This is a genomic window from Peribacillus sp. NPDC055009 (assembly GCF_053608705.1).
Genome location: NZ_JBSGVZ010000001.1, coordinates 503,327 through 519,457, shown reverse-complemented (window position 1 = coordinate 519,457; position 16,131 = coordinate 503,327). Strand labels below are relative to the sequence as shown.

The window sequence follows — 16,131 nt, the reverse complement described above, 5'->3', positions numbered from 1 at the left end:
TCTTTTGTCTAAAAACTCAAATACGGATTGTGTTGTTGCCCTGTATTTTTTATTACTTGGATAGGCTCAATGAATGCCCCAACAGAATACCATGCATGAGGTGGTGATTATATATGGATAATCAATATCAAAACTATCATGGGCAGGTTAATCCGATAAATCAGCAACATGATATTCAGTCAGCAGATGAATTAAACAGGCAACAACAGGGGTTTCAACAAGGGTTTCGACAAGGATTTCGACAAGGGTATCGACAAGGGTATCGAGAAGGATTTCGAGCAGGGCAACAACAGGGGTTTTTCCCAGGACCAAGACAAATGCCGTCGTGGCCTAATGAAATTGACATAAAAGTTGGAACACCTAATGGTCAAGAGTGGTCTGGCAAGGTTGTTTTACCACAAAATGGTCCGACTTTCGAGCCTTAACTGATCCAGCATATAATAAATGAAACTCGTCAAAAGAAACGAACTGTATCGATCGACCTCAGAAATTAATAATAAGTTACAACTTAAATGAATATTAGAGCCTAAAAAGGACCTGTCCACTTCAACGACAAGGTGTTTATCAACAAGAAAATCAACATTAAAACAAAAAACCGGGCACATTGAGCCCGGTTTTTTAAAATTTGCATCTTATTTTGCCGCTTTAGCCGCTTCGATTGCACCTTCGTAATTAGGATGGCTGGTACCTTCACTTACATATTCTACATATGTGATTTCATCAGAGCTGTTCACTACGAATACAGAGCGAGCCAATAGACGAAGTTCTTGCATGACGACACCATATGCTTCACCGAATGAAAGGTCACGGTGATCGGAAAGAACTTGAACATTGTCCAAGCCGCTTGCAGCACACCAGCGTTTTTGCGCGAAAGGAAGATCGTTACTGATCGTAAGTACTTTTACATTATCCAATTTTGCCGCTTCTTCATTGAATTTACGTGTCTGTGCGTCACAAACACCTGTATCCACAGATGGCACCACGCTGATAATGCGGACAGAACCTTTGGAGTCGTTTAAAGTAACCGGTGATAAGTCATTAGCCAATACTGTAAAATCAGGTGCTTTGTCCCCAACTTTTAGTTCTGGTCCCACTAAAGTGATCGGGTTGTTTTTAAATGTAACTGAAGCCATTAAAAATTCCTCCTTTTTCTGCTATATGTACAAGCATAATAATATTTGTTTTGCCGGAATTTTGCAATTAATTGAATTGGGAAATGTGATTGGCGCTTGTACATGACTTCCAAGCTTTTGAATGTGTAATGATATACTGCAGCAAAAATAAAAACTCGGCGGATGCCGAGTCGCAGTTAGAAATCTATATCCATTTTAGGTTCTTGGTACCTTTTTGCAGCTGGTTGACTGCCGCCTTGGTTTTGATTACTGCCCTGCTTTTGATTATTGTCTTTCTTGGATAGCATGGACTGAATCTTATCGACGACTTGAGGAGCTAAATCCATCATTTTTTCGAGAAGATGCGTCCCTTCATCCAGATGGATCATTTTCACCCCATGGGAACCGACAATCAAAAAGGCAATTGGTGTTATGGAAACCCCGCCTCCGCTACCGCCGCCAAAAGGCTGCTTGGAACCACCTTGCTGTCCTTGATGGTTTCCATCCATCACAAATTCACTGCCACCGGCTGCAAAACCAAATCCCACTTTGGATACGGTTAAAATGACACTTCCATCCGGAGTTTCCACCGGATCTCCGATGATCGTGTTCACATCGACCATTTCTTTCAGATTTTCCATTGCTTCTTTCATTAAACCTTGGATCGGATGATCTGACATTTAAATTCCCTCCACTCTAGAACGATTGTTTATTGGAATCACCTGATAGCTTCGCTAATTTACTCGACTTGAAATGCGGCTTTCCGCCTTTCCAATAACGAAGCAGTTTTATTCCAGTCACCATAGCCTGCCCGATTCTAAATTGTAATATGCAGGAAATCGACGTGTTTGCCTGCCATCTCTGAAAGTCGGGTGTAATGGAATAGGAGGGCATGATCCGGAAGTTGAAATAGGTTGTCAGCAAACCGATGATGGAACCTTTGAGTGCCCAGCATGCTCCAGTTAAAACACCGGTGTGTGCAGCGTTTTTAGTACCGACCTTACTATGCCAAGTGAATTTTTTGACTTGGACTTTCCCAGCGAAGTGACGGACGATCTTATGGAAACCGATTATATGCTGAAGCATCTCCAGAATGTCTGCGAATCCGTCACGCATATCTTCGGCTGTAATTTTTTTCTTTTCTTCCTTTTTTGTTTTTCCGTTCATTTCTTGCTCTTCGTTTACTACTACAGTTGTCGAGTCATCTTCCATTTTGATGACCGGAACCTTGAATGTATAGTGAAAAAGCCCATACCAAGCTGATAATTTAATATGTATTAGGTCATTCGTTTGGACACGTTTGTAGTCGATGGACACTCTTACTTTAGTGAAAACAACTATTAGCAACACCAAAATGAGGATACCTATAATCAAAAAAAGCCACTTCATGCACCCACACCCCTTCAGCCTATCATTATCGGCATATGCAAAAAAAAATAAACCTGTAAAAGCGAAAATCACGCTCTTACAGATTTATGACTGGAAGAAATCATCTTCTGATCAACACAACGCCCGTGTCTGCAAAGATATCATGCAAAGCCTGTTTCTTCGGTAATAGGCCTGCCAAGAGATAGCCGATCCAAGTGATCTTTGAAATATAACGGCCAATCAGCTCCCTGAACAAAATCGTGCCCCATGAAATGTTTCTTTTCTCTTCCTTCAATGCAACGACTTTCAGTCCAAAAATCATTTTACCAAGAGTTTGGTTCAAGAATTTGGTCATCAAAACAAAGTATAAGAAGAATACGACCCCCGTTAAAAATCCCTCTGCGGAAAACCAGAGATCATCTGTCCCTTCATAAAACTTGAAGATGGGATGAATCAAAATCCTGTTCAAACTTCCGATAACCAATAGGTCGGCTAAATAGGCCCAAAACCTCATCCAAAAACCGGCAAAATGCACTTTCATTACTCCGTCATCATCCACGGCATTACTGACTGGTGTAAATCCCTGCTCAACGGGAACCTCTTGATCTGCCATTAGATTGGATGAAGCAATTTGTTCATTATTTTCATTTCGTTCCGTCATCCTTCAGCCCCCCTATTCCGCATACAAATACATTAAGCGTGGAGAATTTGAAGAGGAAAGGATTTTTGTCAAGACTGCCGTTTCCACATCATTTCCCAACATTTTTTGCGCACCCATACTGAATAATGAACCGAATCCTGCCTCATCTGTATAACGGATAACTTGAGCATCCTTTTCACCGATATCCGTTTTCATCGCGGCAATTACATCATCCAAATGGCCGAAATCATCGATTAGATGGTTTTCTTTAGCCTGACGTCCATCATAAATGCGGCCATCTGCGATTTCCCTTACTTCCTTCTCTGACATACCGCGTCCATCTGCAATGATTTTTACAAATTGGTCATAAGAATTATCGATCATGTCTTGGAGTATTTCACGTTCTTCACCAGTCATTTCCCGGGTCGGACTCATAATATCTTTGTGTGGTCCGCTTTTGATGGTTTGGAACTCAACACCATACTTCTTGGCCAACTTCTCGTAATTATACCCCTGCATGATGACACCAAGTGAACCCGTCATCGTTTCCGGACTAGCATAAATCTTATCGGCTGGTGCAGAAATATAATACCCACCTGAAGCTGCCATAGACCCCATTGATACATAAACAGGTTTTTTCACTTTCTTGATATCAAGGATCTTTTCATATATCTCTGCACTTTCGACGACACCGCCGCCTGGAGAATTCACCCGAAGGATGATTCCTTTGATATCATCATTTTCCTCAGCCATCTTCAGCTTATCCATGAAGGCACGGTGATTATATGTTGCCGAACTAAGTAATGAGGCTTCTCCTGTATCTTGAATCGTGCCCTCTACATCGAATACGGCAATTACATTAGAGAAATCATCGCCTTCTATGACTTCCTCGTAAAATGCACTTTCAGAAGCAAATAAGTCATCAATGATATTTTCCGTATCCGCTGTAAATATAGTCGTAGCCGTGCCTACAACAATAGAAACAAAAAATAAAACGGCTGCAATTCCAAGTGCCGCCCAACGCTTTCCATTCATCTGTTTTCCCCCTTAAATATATGTATCCTTCTTACCATACGAACTAAAGACGAAAATGTTTCATTCCATGATAAACCAAGACATATAAAATTGTAGCAAATAATCCTCTAATTGGAAATGAATTGGTGCATTTTGCACAATCTCCATTTATTTTTCAATCTTCATTAATATATTAATTTTACCAAGTTTCAATTTTTAGCGGAGCAGTAAATGCCGTAAACGGAAAATCAGCTCAACTAAAAAGCTGCCGGGATCATCCCGGCAGCTTCTCTATTTATTGCTTTGGAGCTAATTCAATTGCTGACTGAATGGCCGCAAGCATGCTTTTTTCATCAGCGATGTTCTTTCCAGCGATATCAAAGGCTGTGCCATGATCTACGGAGGTCCGGACAATTCCGCCCTTGAGCCCTACGGTAATATTGACCCCAGCCTCAATCCCCTCTTTCTTTTCGTTACCGCTTTAACAAAAATGCTTCATTCCATGATAAACTATTTCATATAAAAATGTACGAAATGTGCAGCTGCATTTTGTACTGCGGTTTTACTTTCTCAAAAGAAAAGAAAGCCCTTTCATAAACATACATACTAGGAGGGATCATGATGAACACTCGAAGGAATATTTATTTTTTCCATGCACCGAATGCAGAGATGCTTAGCAAGATTGAATACTTGTCAGACTTGGCGAAGCAACATTCGTATGAAGTCATCCAGGATTTCACAAAAGCAAACATCATCGTAAGCATCGGTGATGACGGCACATTCCTGCAGGCAGCCCGTAAAACCGGGTTCAGGGATGACTGTTTATATGCTGGCATTTCCACCACAGGTAACTTGAATATGTATTGCGATTTCCACTTGGAAGATACGGATAAAATGATCGATGCCATGACTAGAGAGCAAATCGAGGTGCGTAAATATCCAACCATCGATATCCAATTGGATGATCAGCCCTCCTTTTATGCCCTTAATGAACTCAGTATCCGGTCTTCCATCACCAAAACGTTCATCATGGATATTTTCATTGATCGACTCCATTTTGAAACTTTTCGTGGGGACGGAATCATCATTGCTACTCCGACCGGAAGCACCGCCTATAATAAATCGGTCAATGGGGCGGTTGTCGATCCCCTTCTCCCTTGCTTTCAAGTGAGCGAGCTTGCTTCCATCAATAATAATACCTATCGGACCTTAGGTTCCTCATTCATTCTTAGCGGTGATAGGACTTTGACCATCCACCTTGAACAAAACGGACCAAGCTATCCGATCATCGGAATGGACAATGAAGCCTTAAGCATCAATCATGTCGAACAGGTAAAGGTCCGGTTAAGCGGTAAAGTCATCAAGACCGTTAAGCTAAAAGACAATTCCTTTTGGGAAAAGGTTAAAAGGACCTTCCTTTGAACGTACTAAAAAGGTACCGGATATGATAGCCGGTACCTTTAAATATGATAAAAATCTTTCGTATTTTGATAAAGGGTTTCATAAACATCCTCAATCGGCAATCCTTTAATCGAAGCAATTTGACGCACACTGTCATGCATCATGCCGGGATGGGTCCATTTCCCTTCGAAAACCCCTTCAAACGGCCATGGGCCATCCGTTTCAATCATCATCAGCTTAAGTGGGTATGCCGAAACTAATTCCTGTATTTCCCTCTCATAACAAACATCAGGTGTAATCGAAATGAGGTAGCCCTTTTCGGCCATTCTTTCGACTGTGCGGATATCTCCTTTAAACCAATGAAAGTGCGCCTTTGTGATTTGATGCTTATCCAACAGGTCGCAAACGATAGGTGCATCTTCATGGACGGCATGAAGGATAACCGGCTTTTCCATCTCTTTAGCAAAAGCCAGGAACTTCTCCAATATCACTATATACGCTGAGTTATCCATATCGGGATTTTCCTGCCTTAGATAATAGGGCAGTCCAACCTCACCTATGGCAACCATATCTTGACGATGTTCCCGCATCCAGTTCAATAATTCGTTCACTTCTTCATCACTCGGGAGGGGCTGCTCTGGATGAAAGCCAAAGGCTGGCTTAACTCGGGAATCCTCCAGTGAAAGCTGATAATTGTTAATAGAAGAAGCCAAATTCATGGAAACAGTCAGCAAGGATTGCAAATGAACCTTTTCCATGTCAGTCAGAATCTGCTTCCGCTTAACAACATCATATTTATCCAAATGGATATGGCTGTCGATGATTCTCAAATTTAATAGCCTCCTTACTTAAGTAGAAAGAGTTGGCATTAATGCTGCATATAACTCTCTTTTCAAATGAAAAAATTCATCACTAAGAAGCTGTTCTTCACTTCTTGGCCTTGGAAACGGAACTTTGACTTCTTTGATGACCGCAGCCGGTTTTGCAGATAACACATAAATTCTATCGGATAGGAAAACCGCTTCATCTATGCTATGCGTAACAAAAAGCACCGACCTCCGATTTTCCTCCCAAACCGACAACAGCCATTTTTGCATTTGCAATCTTGTCAGTTCATCCAAGGCAGAAAAGGGTTCGTCCAGGCACATCAAGTCCTGTGGACTTAAGATACTCCGGATGAATGCGGACCTTTGCTTCATGCCTCCTGATAATTCATGCGGATATGCTTTCTCATACTCTTCTAATCCAGCTTTCATCAATAGGGCTTTTGCCTTTTCTTTATCTCTGATCCCAGCAAGTTCACTTCCCAGCAAAACATTTTCCAATACCGTTCTCCAAGGTAAAAGGGAAGGCTGCTGCGGCATATAGCTGATATGGCCCTTTAAACCATTTATCTTTTTACCATCCAGTGAAATGATGCCATGATCCGGCTTCAAAATACCTCCGATCAAGTGGAACAAAGTACTTTTACCGCTGCCCGATGGCCCAAGGATCGTGACAAATTCCCCATCAGCCACACGAAAATTCATGTTCTCCAATATATTCTGTTTACCATCGAAAGAATAGGAGACATCTTTAATTTCCAGCTTCATCCTTGCCGCCCTCCTTTCTCTTCCAAGAAACTAAGTATTTCTCCAGGAAGGTGATGATTCCAAAAAAGACCATGCTCATTCCCATAATGATGAAAATGGCAACAAACACCCGGTCTGTCCTGAACGCAGAGGACGCGAGCGTCATATAAACACCAATCCCCGATTTTGCCCCGAGCCACTCTGAAATAACCGCACCCATTACGCTATAGGTTGCCGAAATTTTCAGGCCGGAGAAAATGAATGGGATTGAGTGAGGAAATTCCAGCTTCCAAAATAACTGGTTTTTCCCCGCTCCCATCATCTTGAAATAATGCTTAAGTTCGTATGGTGTCTGGCGAAAACCGTCCAATGATGCAACCGCAACCGGAAAAAAACATACGAGCGAAATCACTATTAGCTTAGGCAGCATGCCAAAGCCAAACCAGATCACCAATAGCGGGGCCAAAACTATGATAGGTATATTTTGTGATAGTATGAGCAGAGGATAAACCGCGTCCTTCACACCTGGAAATAGGTGTAAGGTTGCAGCAACCAATAAGCCGATGCAGCTTCCAATAAAAAAACCCGACAACGCAAGCTCGGTTGTCGATATAAGGTGTCCGTAAAGATTGCGCGACGACTCAATTCCTTCAATGAAAATGGCCGATGGAGCGGGAAGCAGCCATTGTTCAACCTTCAATAAGACTGTCACTGACTCCCAAACTATCAGCAACAATAATAAAAGAAAGAAGGGAGCCCCCTTCTTCCAAATTCCCCTTCCGATCATGCCCGATATTTCTCCGTTAACGTATCCATCGTAATCCCGCTTGGCTGATATAATATTTTCACTTGGGAAATGACATTCGGCGATCCTATTTCAATCATTCTTACATTCATTTTTTCTATCACGGCAAAAAGTTCGGAAAGCTCCCCCTCCATTGTCGTTTCAAGCGGGTGAACCTCATACTTGACACCTGATTCTTCAATGATCTTGATTGCTTCATCGACCATAGGGATGACATTTTCCCCTTTAGGAATAATTTGTATACTAATTAATGAATTGGCCATCGTATTTCCTCCTATTTTGGTAAAAATTCATTGGTAAATGCCTTTTCAGGATCGAAATCACCTTCAAGAAGCTTGTTTTCTGTCATCCAATCACTGTAATTCTTCCAGATTTCCAGTTTTTGTTCACCCCAACGCGGAGCATCATCCTGATACTTGGCTGCAAGCCACTCCTGGCTTTTCTTAACTAGTTTTGCATCAAGATCCGGCGCAGACTTAATTAACATGTCTGCTGCATCAGCAGGATTCTTAATCGCAAACTGGTACCCTTTTGATGCTGCATGAACGAATGCTTTAACAGTTTCGGGATCTTCTTTTATCATCTTTTCATTTGTAGTTAAAACAGGCGTATAGTAATCAAGTTTATCAGAGTATTCGGTTAAGTAAACCATATTAAGCTTTTCATTTCGCAACTCAGCCTCAATGCCTGTCCATCCATAATAAATCCAGGCAAAATCTATATCCCTTTTAACCGAAGTGAAAAAATCCATGTCTCCTGTATTGACTATATCCACTTTATTTACATCCGCATTTTCTTTTTTCATGAGTGAATCAATAATGGCCTTTTCAACCGGAGAACCCCAGCCACCATACGTTTTCCCTTCAAAATCCTTGGGAGTTTTAATGTTCTTTGCCTCAGGGGAAGCGAATCCAGAGGTATTATGCTGGATGACTGCAGCAACCGAAACAATTGGCACGCCCTGCACGCGGGCCTGTGTTATGCCCTCCTGGTAGCTCACGCCAAATTCAGATTTTCCTGAAGCGACAAGCTTATCCGCTCCAGCTTCACCTGGCATGATAATTTCCACATCAAGACCTTGCTCTTTAAAATAACCTTTTTCCTTGGCAACATACAATCCTGTATGGTTTGTATTCGGTGTCCAATCGAGCACGACCGATACCTTTTTTAATTCTTCATTTTTAGATGCTTCTTCTTTTTCATTAGTTCCGCCTGCACCACATCCAGCCAAAAGGAACAACGAAGTTAACAGTGGTAAGAATTTATTCAAGTTATTATCCTCCTACACATCATATAAGATCCATATGCCGGAACCATAATGGGGCTCCAGGGTCTATTCAAATACTGGATAAAAAGCAAAAAACGCCCGAAGATGAATTCGGACGTTAACATACAAAACAGAAAGTCAGTAATAATATGTTCCCTCCGCTGGCATCACCCAGATCAGGTTCAAAGAGTCAGCATCTAAAGGATGCAATCTCAGCCAGCAGTACTGGCCCCCCTACATTTCTCGCACATATGAACTTTTCTCTCTCATTATATCAATTCATATGGAAAAGGGAATACTAATTTGCTTCTTATCACTAATTGGAAAGGTATTCCTTACTCTTAAGGATATCTAGCAAAACATCTTTTGGAACGAAAATCATTGAAATCAATGTAATTCTGCCTCTTTTCATTCCAATCATTCTTGACTGCAGAGGTGGCTGACAATTTCTAAATAGTCATTTCTTTGCAGGCATTCATATAATGAGCATTATCTGTAGACATTTATGTTTACTGGTTTTATAAACCGTTAATTTAATAAGCAAAAGGTGGATATGATCATGATAAAGATTAATCACAGATGGTTAGATGTCAGTCACATCCAACCAGGAATAGCATCTGCTGAGTCGCTTGAAATTCTCCAATTGCTGGGTGAAGATTCTAACGTTTTTGAATACCGGAACTTTGGAGATTTTAATTTCGATATACAGCTGAGGAACCGAGTCATAGAAGCAGCTATTGCGTTGGATAAAAGCGGTCCAGAATTTTCCACACTTGAGGAATCTCAATCCAATCAACAATATTGGCACCTTTCAAAGGATGGCACCTTTACCCTTCAGCCAGGGATTCTCCCTCATGCTGCACTCGTTGACATTTTCATGAATGGAAGGCTTTATGCCTTCGAATGCGGGACAGCAATCGTCGTCACTTTTTTAAAGGCCATTTTGGATTCAATCGGCCCTAGGAATTTCGATTACCTTTTTTCAAACCTATTTTTATATGACTGGCGCCCTCCACAGAACATGGAACTTAATATTCACAAAGGGAGGGATTATTTACCAGGCGATTGTGTTTACTTCATAAACCCTGATCATGACGAGACAACTCCTGAATGGCAAGGTGAAAATGCCATATTATTAGGGAATAACCTCTTTTATGGCCACGGGATCGGGATAACGACGTCACAGGGAATCATCGATGAATTAAATAGCAATAGAAAGCCGTACGCAACCATATCAGCATTCCTGACAACGCATATCATTTTCCTGGATAGTTCCTTCTATAGACAATTCCAACTAAATATCCCCCGAGCAAAGCCCGATCACTGTCCTGCCAGCCTTTCCAATTGTATTGTTTCTGAAATAGGTTCGAAGATTTACCTTTCATGACCTCTTTGTTTTATATACCCGCATAAAAAAATGCTTGGGGAGAGATCTCCTCCCAAGCATTTTTTCTTATTCATGCACCAATATTCCCTTTGCCTTTAAGCCTGCGGGCATTCGCCTGACCCCATTTCGTTATGGATAGTGTATAAACGGCCAAGGCTGACCATATGAACAAAAAGGCTAAAAGATGTGCTTTGGTAAAACTTTCATGATAGATGAATACGCCTATTAATAAAGATAAGGTCGGAGCGATATACTGAAAAATGCCAAGCATCGATAACGGGATCTTCTCCGCCCCTTTCGCAAAATATAAAAGAGGCAAGGCCGTGGCAATCCCGCCGCCCACCAGCAGCAAGCTTGTGCTTCCCGCTGTAAAGAACTGCATTTCTGATTGGTTCATCAAGTAAATCAGGTAACCTAGGGCCAGAGGCGTTACCATCATTGTTTCAAGAGTCAGCCCGATCGCCGCTTCAGCCTTGATCATTTTTTTTGCCAGACCGTATAATCCAAAGGTCATGGCCAAAACAAGAGAGATCCACGGGATCGTGCCGAAATGAATGCCCAGGATCAAGACTCCGATTCCTGCAAGCAGGAATGAAATGATTTGGGCCCCGCTCAATTTTTCTTTTAAGACTATCACTCCCAATAGTACACTGACTAGCGGATTGATATAATATCCAAGGCTCGTGTCGAGGATCCGTCCTGTATTAACGGCCCAGATGAACACTCCCCAATTAGCTGTAACAAGCAGTGACGCCGTAAGTAATGCCACAAAAAGTTTGGGATTTCCCAATATGTTTTTGACATAGACAAGAAACGCCTGCCATTTTTTCATGAACATCAATAAAACCAGCATGAACACGAAAGACCATAATACCCTCTGAGCTAAAATTTCTATTGCACCGACTCCCTGAAGGAACTTCCAGTAAATCGGCACGATTCCCCACATCATGTAAGAAAGGGCTGCATAAATCGCCCCTTCTTTTTGTTCATCCACTTTCATAACAAGCCTTCTTTCCATTTACATTCCTTTATCTAATTCCATCTAACAATTTTGTATTTATCATTTCTTTTTTTGCAACTGTTAATTTTTATCATACATGATTTTATCATCGATGACCGTCATGACCGCCTCAGCTTTTAGGAGGTCATCCGGCGCAACAGCAAAGACATCCAGATTAAACACGGTAAAATCGGCATCGTACCCTTTATTGATCACACCGCGGCGTTTTTCCTGGCCGATTGCTGCAGCACTCCCTTTGGTATACAATGCGAAAGCCTCGTAAACGGAAAGCCTTTCAGACAAGCCATATACGGTATGGTCCTCACTATTGATTTTCATCCTTGTGACAGCTGCATGAATGCCCAAAATTGGATTTAATGGCTCAATGGGTGCATCCGACCCACCCGCACAAATGATGCCCAAATTCAAATAGGTTTTCCAGGCATATGAGGATTCCAACAGATTGGCTGGAACCTTTTCTTCCACCCACGGAAAATCGGACGGGACGAAGCCCGGTTGGATATCAAAGATTAACGGCAGCTTTGCCGCCCGCTGCAACAGCTCCGGCCGGACGATCTGTGCATGGATGAGCCGGTCCCTCTGTCCCTCTTGCGGGGGGAGTGCCTCAATTGCATTCAAGACGTATTCAAAAGCGAGATCGCCAATCGCATGGACAGCAATCGGCATTCCGGCAGCCCTTGCTTTTTTCACCCATTCCTGAAGCTCGTTTTCAGTAAATATCGCGACTCCATTCGTATTCTTTTGATCTACATAAGGCTCGCTCAACAGGGCTGTTCGTCCCCCTAAGGAGCCATCCGTAAATATCTTCATGCTGTCGAATTTAATATATCGCGTACCTTTCTGATAACCGCCTCCTGCTGCCAGCATTTCTTCAAACGCTTCATGATGGACAAGCAAGTTCGCGCGAAAGGCCATTTCCCGGTCCTCGATTACCGATTTAAACGCCTGATATGTCGGCATGAAGCCATTATAGTAATGGAGGTCCTCAGTATGTCCGCCAGTCAAACCTAGCTTATATGCGTCTTCTATGGCCTCTGTGAGTGCGTTTTCGATATACTCTTGATCAATGCCGGGAAGACTGTCTAAAATAAGGTTCTGTGCCTGACTTTCTTTAAATAAACCATTTAAACGTCCGTCAGGATAACGGCAAATCACCCCGCCTGAAGGTTCTTTAATATCTTCTTTAATATCCGCTTCCAAAAGGGCGCGGGAATTGACCACCAAGGCATGACGGCAAATCCTTTTCAATACGATGGGATGTTCCGTCGATATCACATCGAGCTCATCCCGTAATATCAATTCAGGACTCGGCCATTCGTTTTCATTCCACCCTTCGGCAACGATCCACTTTCCAGCCGGGGTCTTTGAGCACTTTTCCTTCAAGGATTTCATGATCGACTCCCTGCTATCCATCAAAGAAAGGTCTAAACGAAGCAGCCTTTCACCATGCCCGACCAAATGAAGGTGACTATCCACTAACCCCGGCAGCATCGTTTGTCCTTTTAAGTCGATTTCCCTGGAAATATTGCCAGCATACTCATTTTTCAAATAGCCCTGGCTGCCGGTATCAACAATTACCCCCTTTTCAGTGTAGACTGCCTCCACTTGATCATTTTCTTTAATCATCGTATAAATCGACCCATTGAACCATAACGTTCCCACCGGCTTTACACTCCTTATTAAATGATTGTTACTGTGCAGATATGCAGTAAGTGTACCATCTCATATCACGAATTCCCATATTTATGCTTTTATCCAAGCCCCTGTCAATAAAAAACGCCAGCCTTGGAGGCTGACGGTCATGCATTTCGATCAATTGTTAAGGAGTGCTTCTTCCCTTTTCCGTAAATCCACCCGTTTGATTTTACCTGATGTCGTTTTGGGCAGCTCTTCTAAAAATTCGATTTTCCTTGGATATTTATATGGGGCAGTCAATTCTTTCACGTGCGATTGAAGCGTCTTGATCAAGTCCTGGCTGTTCGGATCGATATCATCCATCAAGACGACATACGCCTTGACCACATTTCCCCTTATTTCATCAGGACTTGCTATAACGGCACACTCTTTAACATATGGATGCTTAACGAGTGCATCTTCCACTTCAAACGGTCCAATCGTATACCCCGAGCTGATGATGATATCATCGGAACGACCCTCAAACCAGAAGTAACCATCCTCATCCTTTTTCGCCTGATCGCCAGTGATATAATAATCCCCACGGAATTGCTGCGATGTCCGCTCGGGATCTTTAAAATATTCTTTAAAGAGTGCAGGTGTATCGACATGTACGGCAATATCACCCACTACACCAGGAGAACAGGGCTTACCGGAATCATCAATGATATCCACATGGTTGCCCGGTGTCGGTTTGCCCATGGAGCCCAATTTAATTTCCATTCCTTTTGTTACACCTACCAACAGGGTATTTTCGGTCTGTCCATATCCATCACGCACTTCAATATGGAAATGGTTTTTAAAGACCTCGAACACTTTTTGATTTAAAGGCTCTCCCGCTGATACAGCACTATGAAGATGGGATAAATCATAGTCATCAAGGTTTTCCACCTTTGCAATCAATCGATACTCGGTTGGTGTGCAGCATAATGCATTCACTTTGTAGTCCTGAAGCAACTGTAGATACTTTTTCGCCTCGAACTTCCCATGGTAAGCAAGACCGGTCGCTCCCGTTCCTAGAACCGCCAGGAAAGGACTCCAAATCCACTTTTGCCACCCTGGACCCGCAGTTGCCCAAACCACATCCGTTTCGCTGATGCCGAGCCAGTTTGCAGCAGACGTTTTCAAATGTGCATAAGCCCAGCCATGTGTATGGACGACCCCTTTTGGATTTCCTGTCGTTCCGGAAGTATACGATAAGAACGCCATATCCCCACTCTTCGTGTCGGCCATTGTCAGCTGATCGGATTCTTTGCCGGCAAGCTCATTCAAATCCAGCCAATTTTCGATTCGTTTTCCGATTGAGAATTTCAGAAGGCTTTCCGCTCCTTCTATTTCATTCAATTCATGAGTATATTCATGATAACTGATGATTCCTTTAACATCACCATGGTTGACTCGATACTGCAAGTCTTTCGCACGAAGCATTTCCGAACAAGGTATGACAATCATGCCAATTTTCAATGCGGCTAAATACACTTGATATGCTTCCACCAAACGAGGAATTATGATAAGGACCGTATCACCTTTACCCAGTCCTTTTTTCTTTAAGGCATTTCCAATTTTATTTGCACTTTTTAATAAATTCTCATATGTAAGTTGTTTTTTATCTCCGGTTTCGTTCTCCCAGAGTACGGCAACTTTTTCTGGATCTTTTGCATAACGTTCCATTTCACTCACTAAGTTGTAATGTTCCGGAGCCAATAAGTCTTCACGCTTCATATTCTTCCCCTCCAATTATGAACTCTTAGTACCTACTCATTATACAAGATACTTCTCTAATATTTCTATTTATTTTTACAAATAAATAAAGAGAGCGGGTTTAGGAATCCACTCTCTTATAGCCTTTTGACAACTCTTAAAGTGAGTTTGTCTGCAGTTTTTCTTTTTAAAAATTCCGCTGATTTCAGAAACCTGCTCCCTTTCCGCTGACTGTCTGCCAAGCCTCCTTGGCGCAAGCGCCTGTGGGGTCTTGGCTAGCCAGTTATTCGGCAGGAGTGTCGCAAATTTCTTCCATCCTTTAAGAAATACTGTAAAAAACTATGAAGGATAATCTAGTTTACTTTTAAAATTTTGGTTCGGGGCGAGAGCAATTCGGAACTCCTTTTGCCGGAAAATTGATGGAACCGCCAGACTGTAGACGAATTGGAGAAGATTAGCCAGTTTCCCTACAATATTTCTTAAAATAGAAGTTCCAGTGATTGGAACGTAAGGTACGAGACTCCTGCGGGAAAAGCGTGGCCAAGGGAGACCCCGCAGGCGAGCGCCGAGGAGGCTCCCGGACCGCCCGCGGAAAGCGAGTGCCTGGAGTGGAAATCATTACACATACCCCCTTTCGGAAATCCGCTCCCTTTCCGCCGACTGTCTGCCAAGCCTCCTCGGCACAAGCGCCTGCGGGGTTTTGGCTAGCCAGTTATTCGGCAGGAGTGTCGCAAATCTCTTCCATCCAATAAGGTTTCATATTATATAAAACAGTAAACAATTATGTAGTAAAACTAAGGAATTTATTAAATCGTTAATTATTCAGCCGTCCACGAATTCAGTCCACAAACGAAAGAGAGCGGGTGTTAAAACCCGCTCTCTGTAGCCATATTTATTAAATTATCTGTTGAAGCCTCCGCCTAATTGTTGTTCAGCCATTTGAACAAGGCGTTTTGTGATTTCTCCACCAACTGAACCGTTAGCGCGAGATGTTGTGTCGGCACCAAGTTGTACGCCGAATTCTGTAGCGATTTCATATTTCATTTGTTGTAGAGCTTGTTCCACTCCAGGTACCAATAATTCGTTTGAGCTGTTGTTGTTTGCCATGTGTTTTTCACCTCCTTGTGATTATAGAGTGTGTTAAAACACATGGCTTCATTCGCACTATTT

The 16,131-nt window shown here is 42.4% G+C and carries 17 protein-coding genes, 1 pseudogene and 1 riboswitch; of the genes and pseudogenes, 3 read left to right on the top strand and 15 right to left on the bottom strand.

Features of this window, described 5'->3' with window-relative positions; translation table 11 throughout:
• Window positions 1–113: 113 nt before the first annotated feature.
• On the top strand, window positions 114–425 hold the full coding sequence (locus ACWF5P_RS02605; protein WP_101222930.1) for a hypothetical protein: 312 nt from the start codon (window positions 114–116) through the stop codon (window positions 423–425).
• A 207-nt stretch (window positions 426–632) separates the two neighbouring features.
• On the opposite strand, the gene tpx is transcribed toward ACWF5P_RS02605, so the two are convergent.
• The 6 genes and pseudogenes from tpx to ACWF5P_RS02575 all read right to left on the bottom strand — a co-directional run.
• A complete protein-coding gene (tpx, locus tag ACWF5P_RS02600) occupies window positions 633–1,133 on the bottom strand; it encodes a thiol peroxidase (RefSeq protein ID WP_101222931.1) in 501 nt (166 codons plus the stop codon).
• Between the two features lie 176 nt (window positions 1,134–1,309).
• The gene (gene ytfJ, locus ACWF5P_RS02595; protein WP_137018154.1) at window positions 1,310–1,792 is read right to left on the bottom strand and encodes a GerW family sporulation protein; all 483 of its coding nucleotides are present in this window, start codon (window positions 1,790–1,792) and stop codon (window positions 1,310–1,312) included.
• Window positions 1,793–1,808: 16 nt separating this feature from the next.
• Window positions 1,809–2,501, bottom strand: coding sequence for a DUF2953 domain-containing protein (locus ACWF5P_RS02590; RefSeq protein ID WP_452444561.1), 693 nt, complete (start codon window positions 2,499–2,501; stop codon window positions 1,809–1,811).
• A 100-nt stretch (window positions 2,502–2,601) separates the two neighbouring features.
• Window positions 2,602–3,021 carry an RDD family protein gene (locus tag ACWF5P_RS02585; protein ID WP_402940135.1) on the bottom strand — a complete coding sequence of 140 codons (420 nt, stop codon included), beginning with the start codon at window positions 3,019–3,021 and terminating at the stop codon, window positions 2,602–2,604.
• A 132-nt stretch (window positions 3,022–3,153) separates the two neighbouring features.
• Window positions 3,154–4,155, bottom strand: coding sequence for a signal peptide peptidase SppA (gene sppA, locus ACWF5P_RS02580; RefSeq protein WP_350299709.1), 1,002 nt, complete (start codon window positions 4,153–4,155; stop codon window positions 3,154–3,156).
• Window positions 4,156–4,429: 274 nt separating this feature from the next.
• Window positions 4,430–4,603 (bottom strand): annotated as a pseudogene (locus tag ACWF5P_RS02575) (4-hydroxythreonine-4-phosphate dehydrogenase PdxA); the annotation flags it as partial.
• Window positions 4,604–4,755: 152 nt separating this feature from the next.
• On the opposite strand from ACWF5P_RS02575, the gene ACWF5P_RS02570 reads away from it, so the two are divergent.
• Window positions 4,756–5,556: an NAD kinase gene (locus ACWF5P_RS02570; RefSeq protein ID WP_101222940.1), complete on the top strand. Its 801-nt coding sequence runs from the start codon at window positions 4,756–4,758 to the stop codon at window positions 5,554–5,556.
• A gap of 38 nt (window positions 5,557–5,594) precedes the next feature.
• On the opposite strand, the gene ACWF5P_RS02565 is transcribed toward ACWF5P_RS02570, so the two are convergent.
• The 5 genes from ACWF5P_RS02565 to ACWF5P_RS02545 are packed head-to-tail and all read right to left on the bottom strand — an operon-like array spanning window position 5,595 to window position 9,181.
• Window positions 5,595–6,365 carry a TatD family hydrolase gene (locus tag ACWF5P_RS02565; RefSeq protein WP_434167539.1) on the bottom strand — a complete coding sequence of 257 codons (771 nt, stop codon included), beginning with the start codon at window positions 6,363–6,365 and terminating at the stop codon, window positions 5,595–5,597.
• 18 nt (window positions 6,366–6,383) lie between these two features.
• Window positions 6,384–7,127, bottom strand: a complete 744-nt coding sequence (locus ACWF5P_RS02560) for an ATP-binding cassette domain-containing protein (RefSeq protein ID WP_434167540.1) — start codon at window positions 7,125–7,127, stop codon at window positions 6,384–6,386.
• Window positions 7,111–7,893: an ABC transporter permease subunit gene (locus tag ACWF5P_RS02555; RefSeq protein WP_434167541.1), complete on the bottom strand. Its 783-nt coding sequence runs from the start codon at window positions 7,891–7,893 to the stop codon at window positions 7,111–7,113. Before ACWF5P_RS02555 ends, ACWF5P_RS02560 begins: the two co-directional genes overlap by 17 nt.
• Entirely contained in the window at window positions 7,890–8,174 is a 285-nt protein-coding gene (locus ACWF5P_RS02550) for a thiamine-binding protein (protein WP_034309193.1), read from the bottom strand. Before ACWF5P_RS02550 ends, ACWF5P_RS02555 begins: the two co-directional genes overlap by 4 nt.
• A gap of 11 nt (window positions 8,175–8,185) precedes the next feature.
• Entirely contained in the window at window positions 8,186–9,181 is a 996-nt protein-coding gene (locus ACWF5P_RS02545; protein ID WP_402898423.1) for an ABC transporter substrate-binding protein, read from the bottom strand.
• A gap of 133 nt (window positions 9,182–9,314) precedes the next feature.
• Window positions 9,315–9,424: riboswitch (TPP riboswitch) on the bottom strand.
• A 313-nt stretch (window positions 9,425–9,737) separates the two neighbouring features.
• On the opposite strand from ACWF5P_RS02545, the gene ACWF5P_RS02540 reads away from it, so the two are divergent.
• Window positions 9,738–10,565: a protein-glutamine gamma-glutamyltransferase gene (locus ACWF5P_RS02540; protein WP_452444560.1), complete on the top strand. Its 828-nt coding sequence runs from the start codon at window positions 9,738–9,740 to the stop codon at window positions 10,563–10,565.
• 70 nt (window positions 10,566–10,635) lie between these two features.
• Here the strand turns inward: ACWF5P_RS02540 and rarD are convergent, their stop codons facing one another.
• The 4 genes from rarD to ACWF5P_RS02520 form a co-directional block, all read right to left on the bottom strand.
• Complete coding sequence (gene rarD, locus ACWF5P_RS02535; protein ID WP_101222945.1) at window positions 10,636–11,565, bottom strand: EamA family transporter RarD; 930 nt, start codon at window positions 11,563–11,565, stop codon at window positions 10,636–10,638.
• Between the two features lie 81 nt (window positions 11,566–11,646).
• Window positions 11,647–13,248 (bottom strand): amidohydrolase, encoded by a 1,602-nt coding sequence (locus tag ACWF5P_RS02530; RefSeq protein WP_260358322.1) that lies wholly within the window; start codon window positions 13,246–13,248, stop codon window positions 11,647–11,649.
• A gap of 150 nt (window positions 13,249–13,398) precedes the next feature.
• A complete protein-coding gene (gene mbcS / locus ACWF5P_RS02525) occupies window positions 13,399–14,982 on the bottom strand; it encodes an acyl-CoA synthetase MbcS (protein ID WP_427571729.1) in 1,584 nt (527 codons plus the stop codon).
• Window positions 14,983–15,861: 879 nt separating this feature from the next.
• Window positions 15,862–16,068 carry an alpha/beta-type small acid-soluble spore protein gene (locus ACWF5P_RS02520; protein WP_034309203.1) on the bottom strand — a complete coding sequence of 69 codons (207 nt, stop codon included), beginning with the start codon at window positions 16,066–16,068 and terminating at the stop codon, window positions 15,862–15,864.
• Between the last annotated feature and the right edge of the window lie 63 nt (window positions 16,069–16,131).

What these genes read in the sequence shown, in the direction of transcription:
- ACWF5P_RS02540 (WP_452444560.1), top strand. Translation starts at nt 9,738, where the DNA reads ATGATAAAGATTAATCACAGATGGTTAGATGTCAGTCACATCCAACCA.
- ACWF5P_RS02590 (WP_452444561.1), bottom strand. Translation starts at nt 2,501, where the DNA reads ATGAAGTGGCTTTTTTTGATTATAGGTATCCTCATTTTGGTGTTGCTA.
- rarD (WP_101222945.1), bottom strand. Translation starts at nt 11,565, where the DNA reads ATGAAAGTGGATGAACAAAAAGAAGGGGCGATTTATGCAGCCCTTTCT.
- ACWF5P_RS02585 (WP_402940135.1), bottom strand. Translation starts at nt 3,021, where the DNA reads ATGAAAGTGCATTTTGCCGGTTTTTGGATGAGGTTTTGGGCCTATTTA.
- ACWF5P_RS02570 (WP_101222940.1), top strand. Translation starts at nt 4,756, where the DNA reads ATGAACACTCGAAGGAATATTTATTTTTTCCATGCACCGAATGCAGAG.
- ACWF5P_RS02605 (WP_101222930.1), top strand. Translation starts at nt 114, where the DNA reads ATGGATAATCAATATCAAAACTATCATGGGCAGGTTAATCCGATAAAT.
- mbcS (WP_427571729.1), bottom strand. Translation starts at nt 14,982, where the DNA reads ATGAAGCGTGAAGACTTATTGGCTCCGGAACATTACAACTTAGTGAGT.
- tpx (WP_101222931.1), bottom strand. Translation starts at nt 1,133, where the DNA reads ATGGCTTCAGTTACATTTAAAAACAACCCGATCACTTTAGTGGGACCA.
- sppA (WP_350299709.1), bottom strand. Translation starts at nt 4,155, where the DNA reads ATGAATGGAAAGCGTTGGGCGGCACTTGGAATTGCAGCCGTTTTATTT.
- ACWF5P_RS02560 (WP_434167540.1), bottom strand. Translation starts at nt 7,127, where the DNA reads ATGAAGCTGGAAATTAAAGATGTCTCCTATTCTTTCGATGGTAAACAG.
- ACWF5P_RS02550 (WP_034309193.1), bottom strand. Translation starts at nt 8,174, where the DNA reads ATGGCCAATTCATTAATTAGTATACAAATTATTCCTAAAGGGGAAAAT.
- ACWF5P_RS02520 (WP_034309203.1), bottom strand. Translation starts at nt 16,068, where the DNA reads ATGGCAAACAACAACAGCTCAAACGAATTATTGGTACCTGGAGTGGAA.
- ACWF5P_RS02555 (WP_434167541.1), bottom strand. Translation starts at nt 7,893, where the DNA reads ATGATCGGAAGGGGAATTTGGAAGAAGGGGGCTCCCTTCTTTCTTTTA.
- ytfJ (WP_137018154.1), bottom strand. Translation starts at nt 1,792, where the DNA reads ATGTCAGATCATCCGATCCAAGGTTTAATGAAAGAAGCAATGGAAAAT.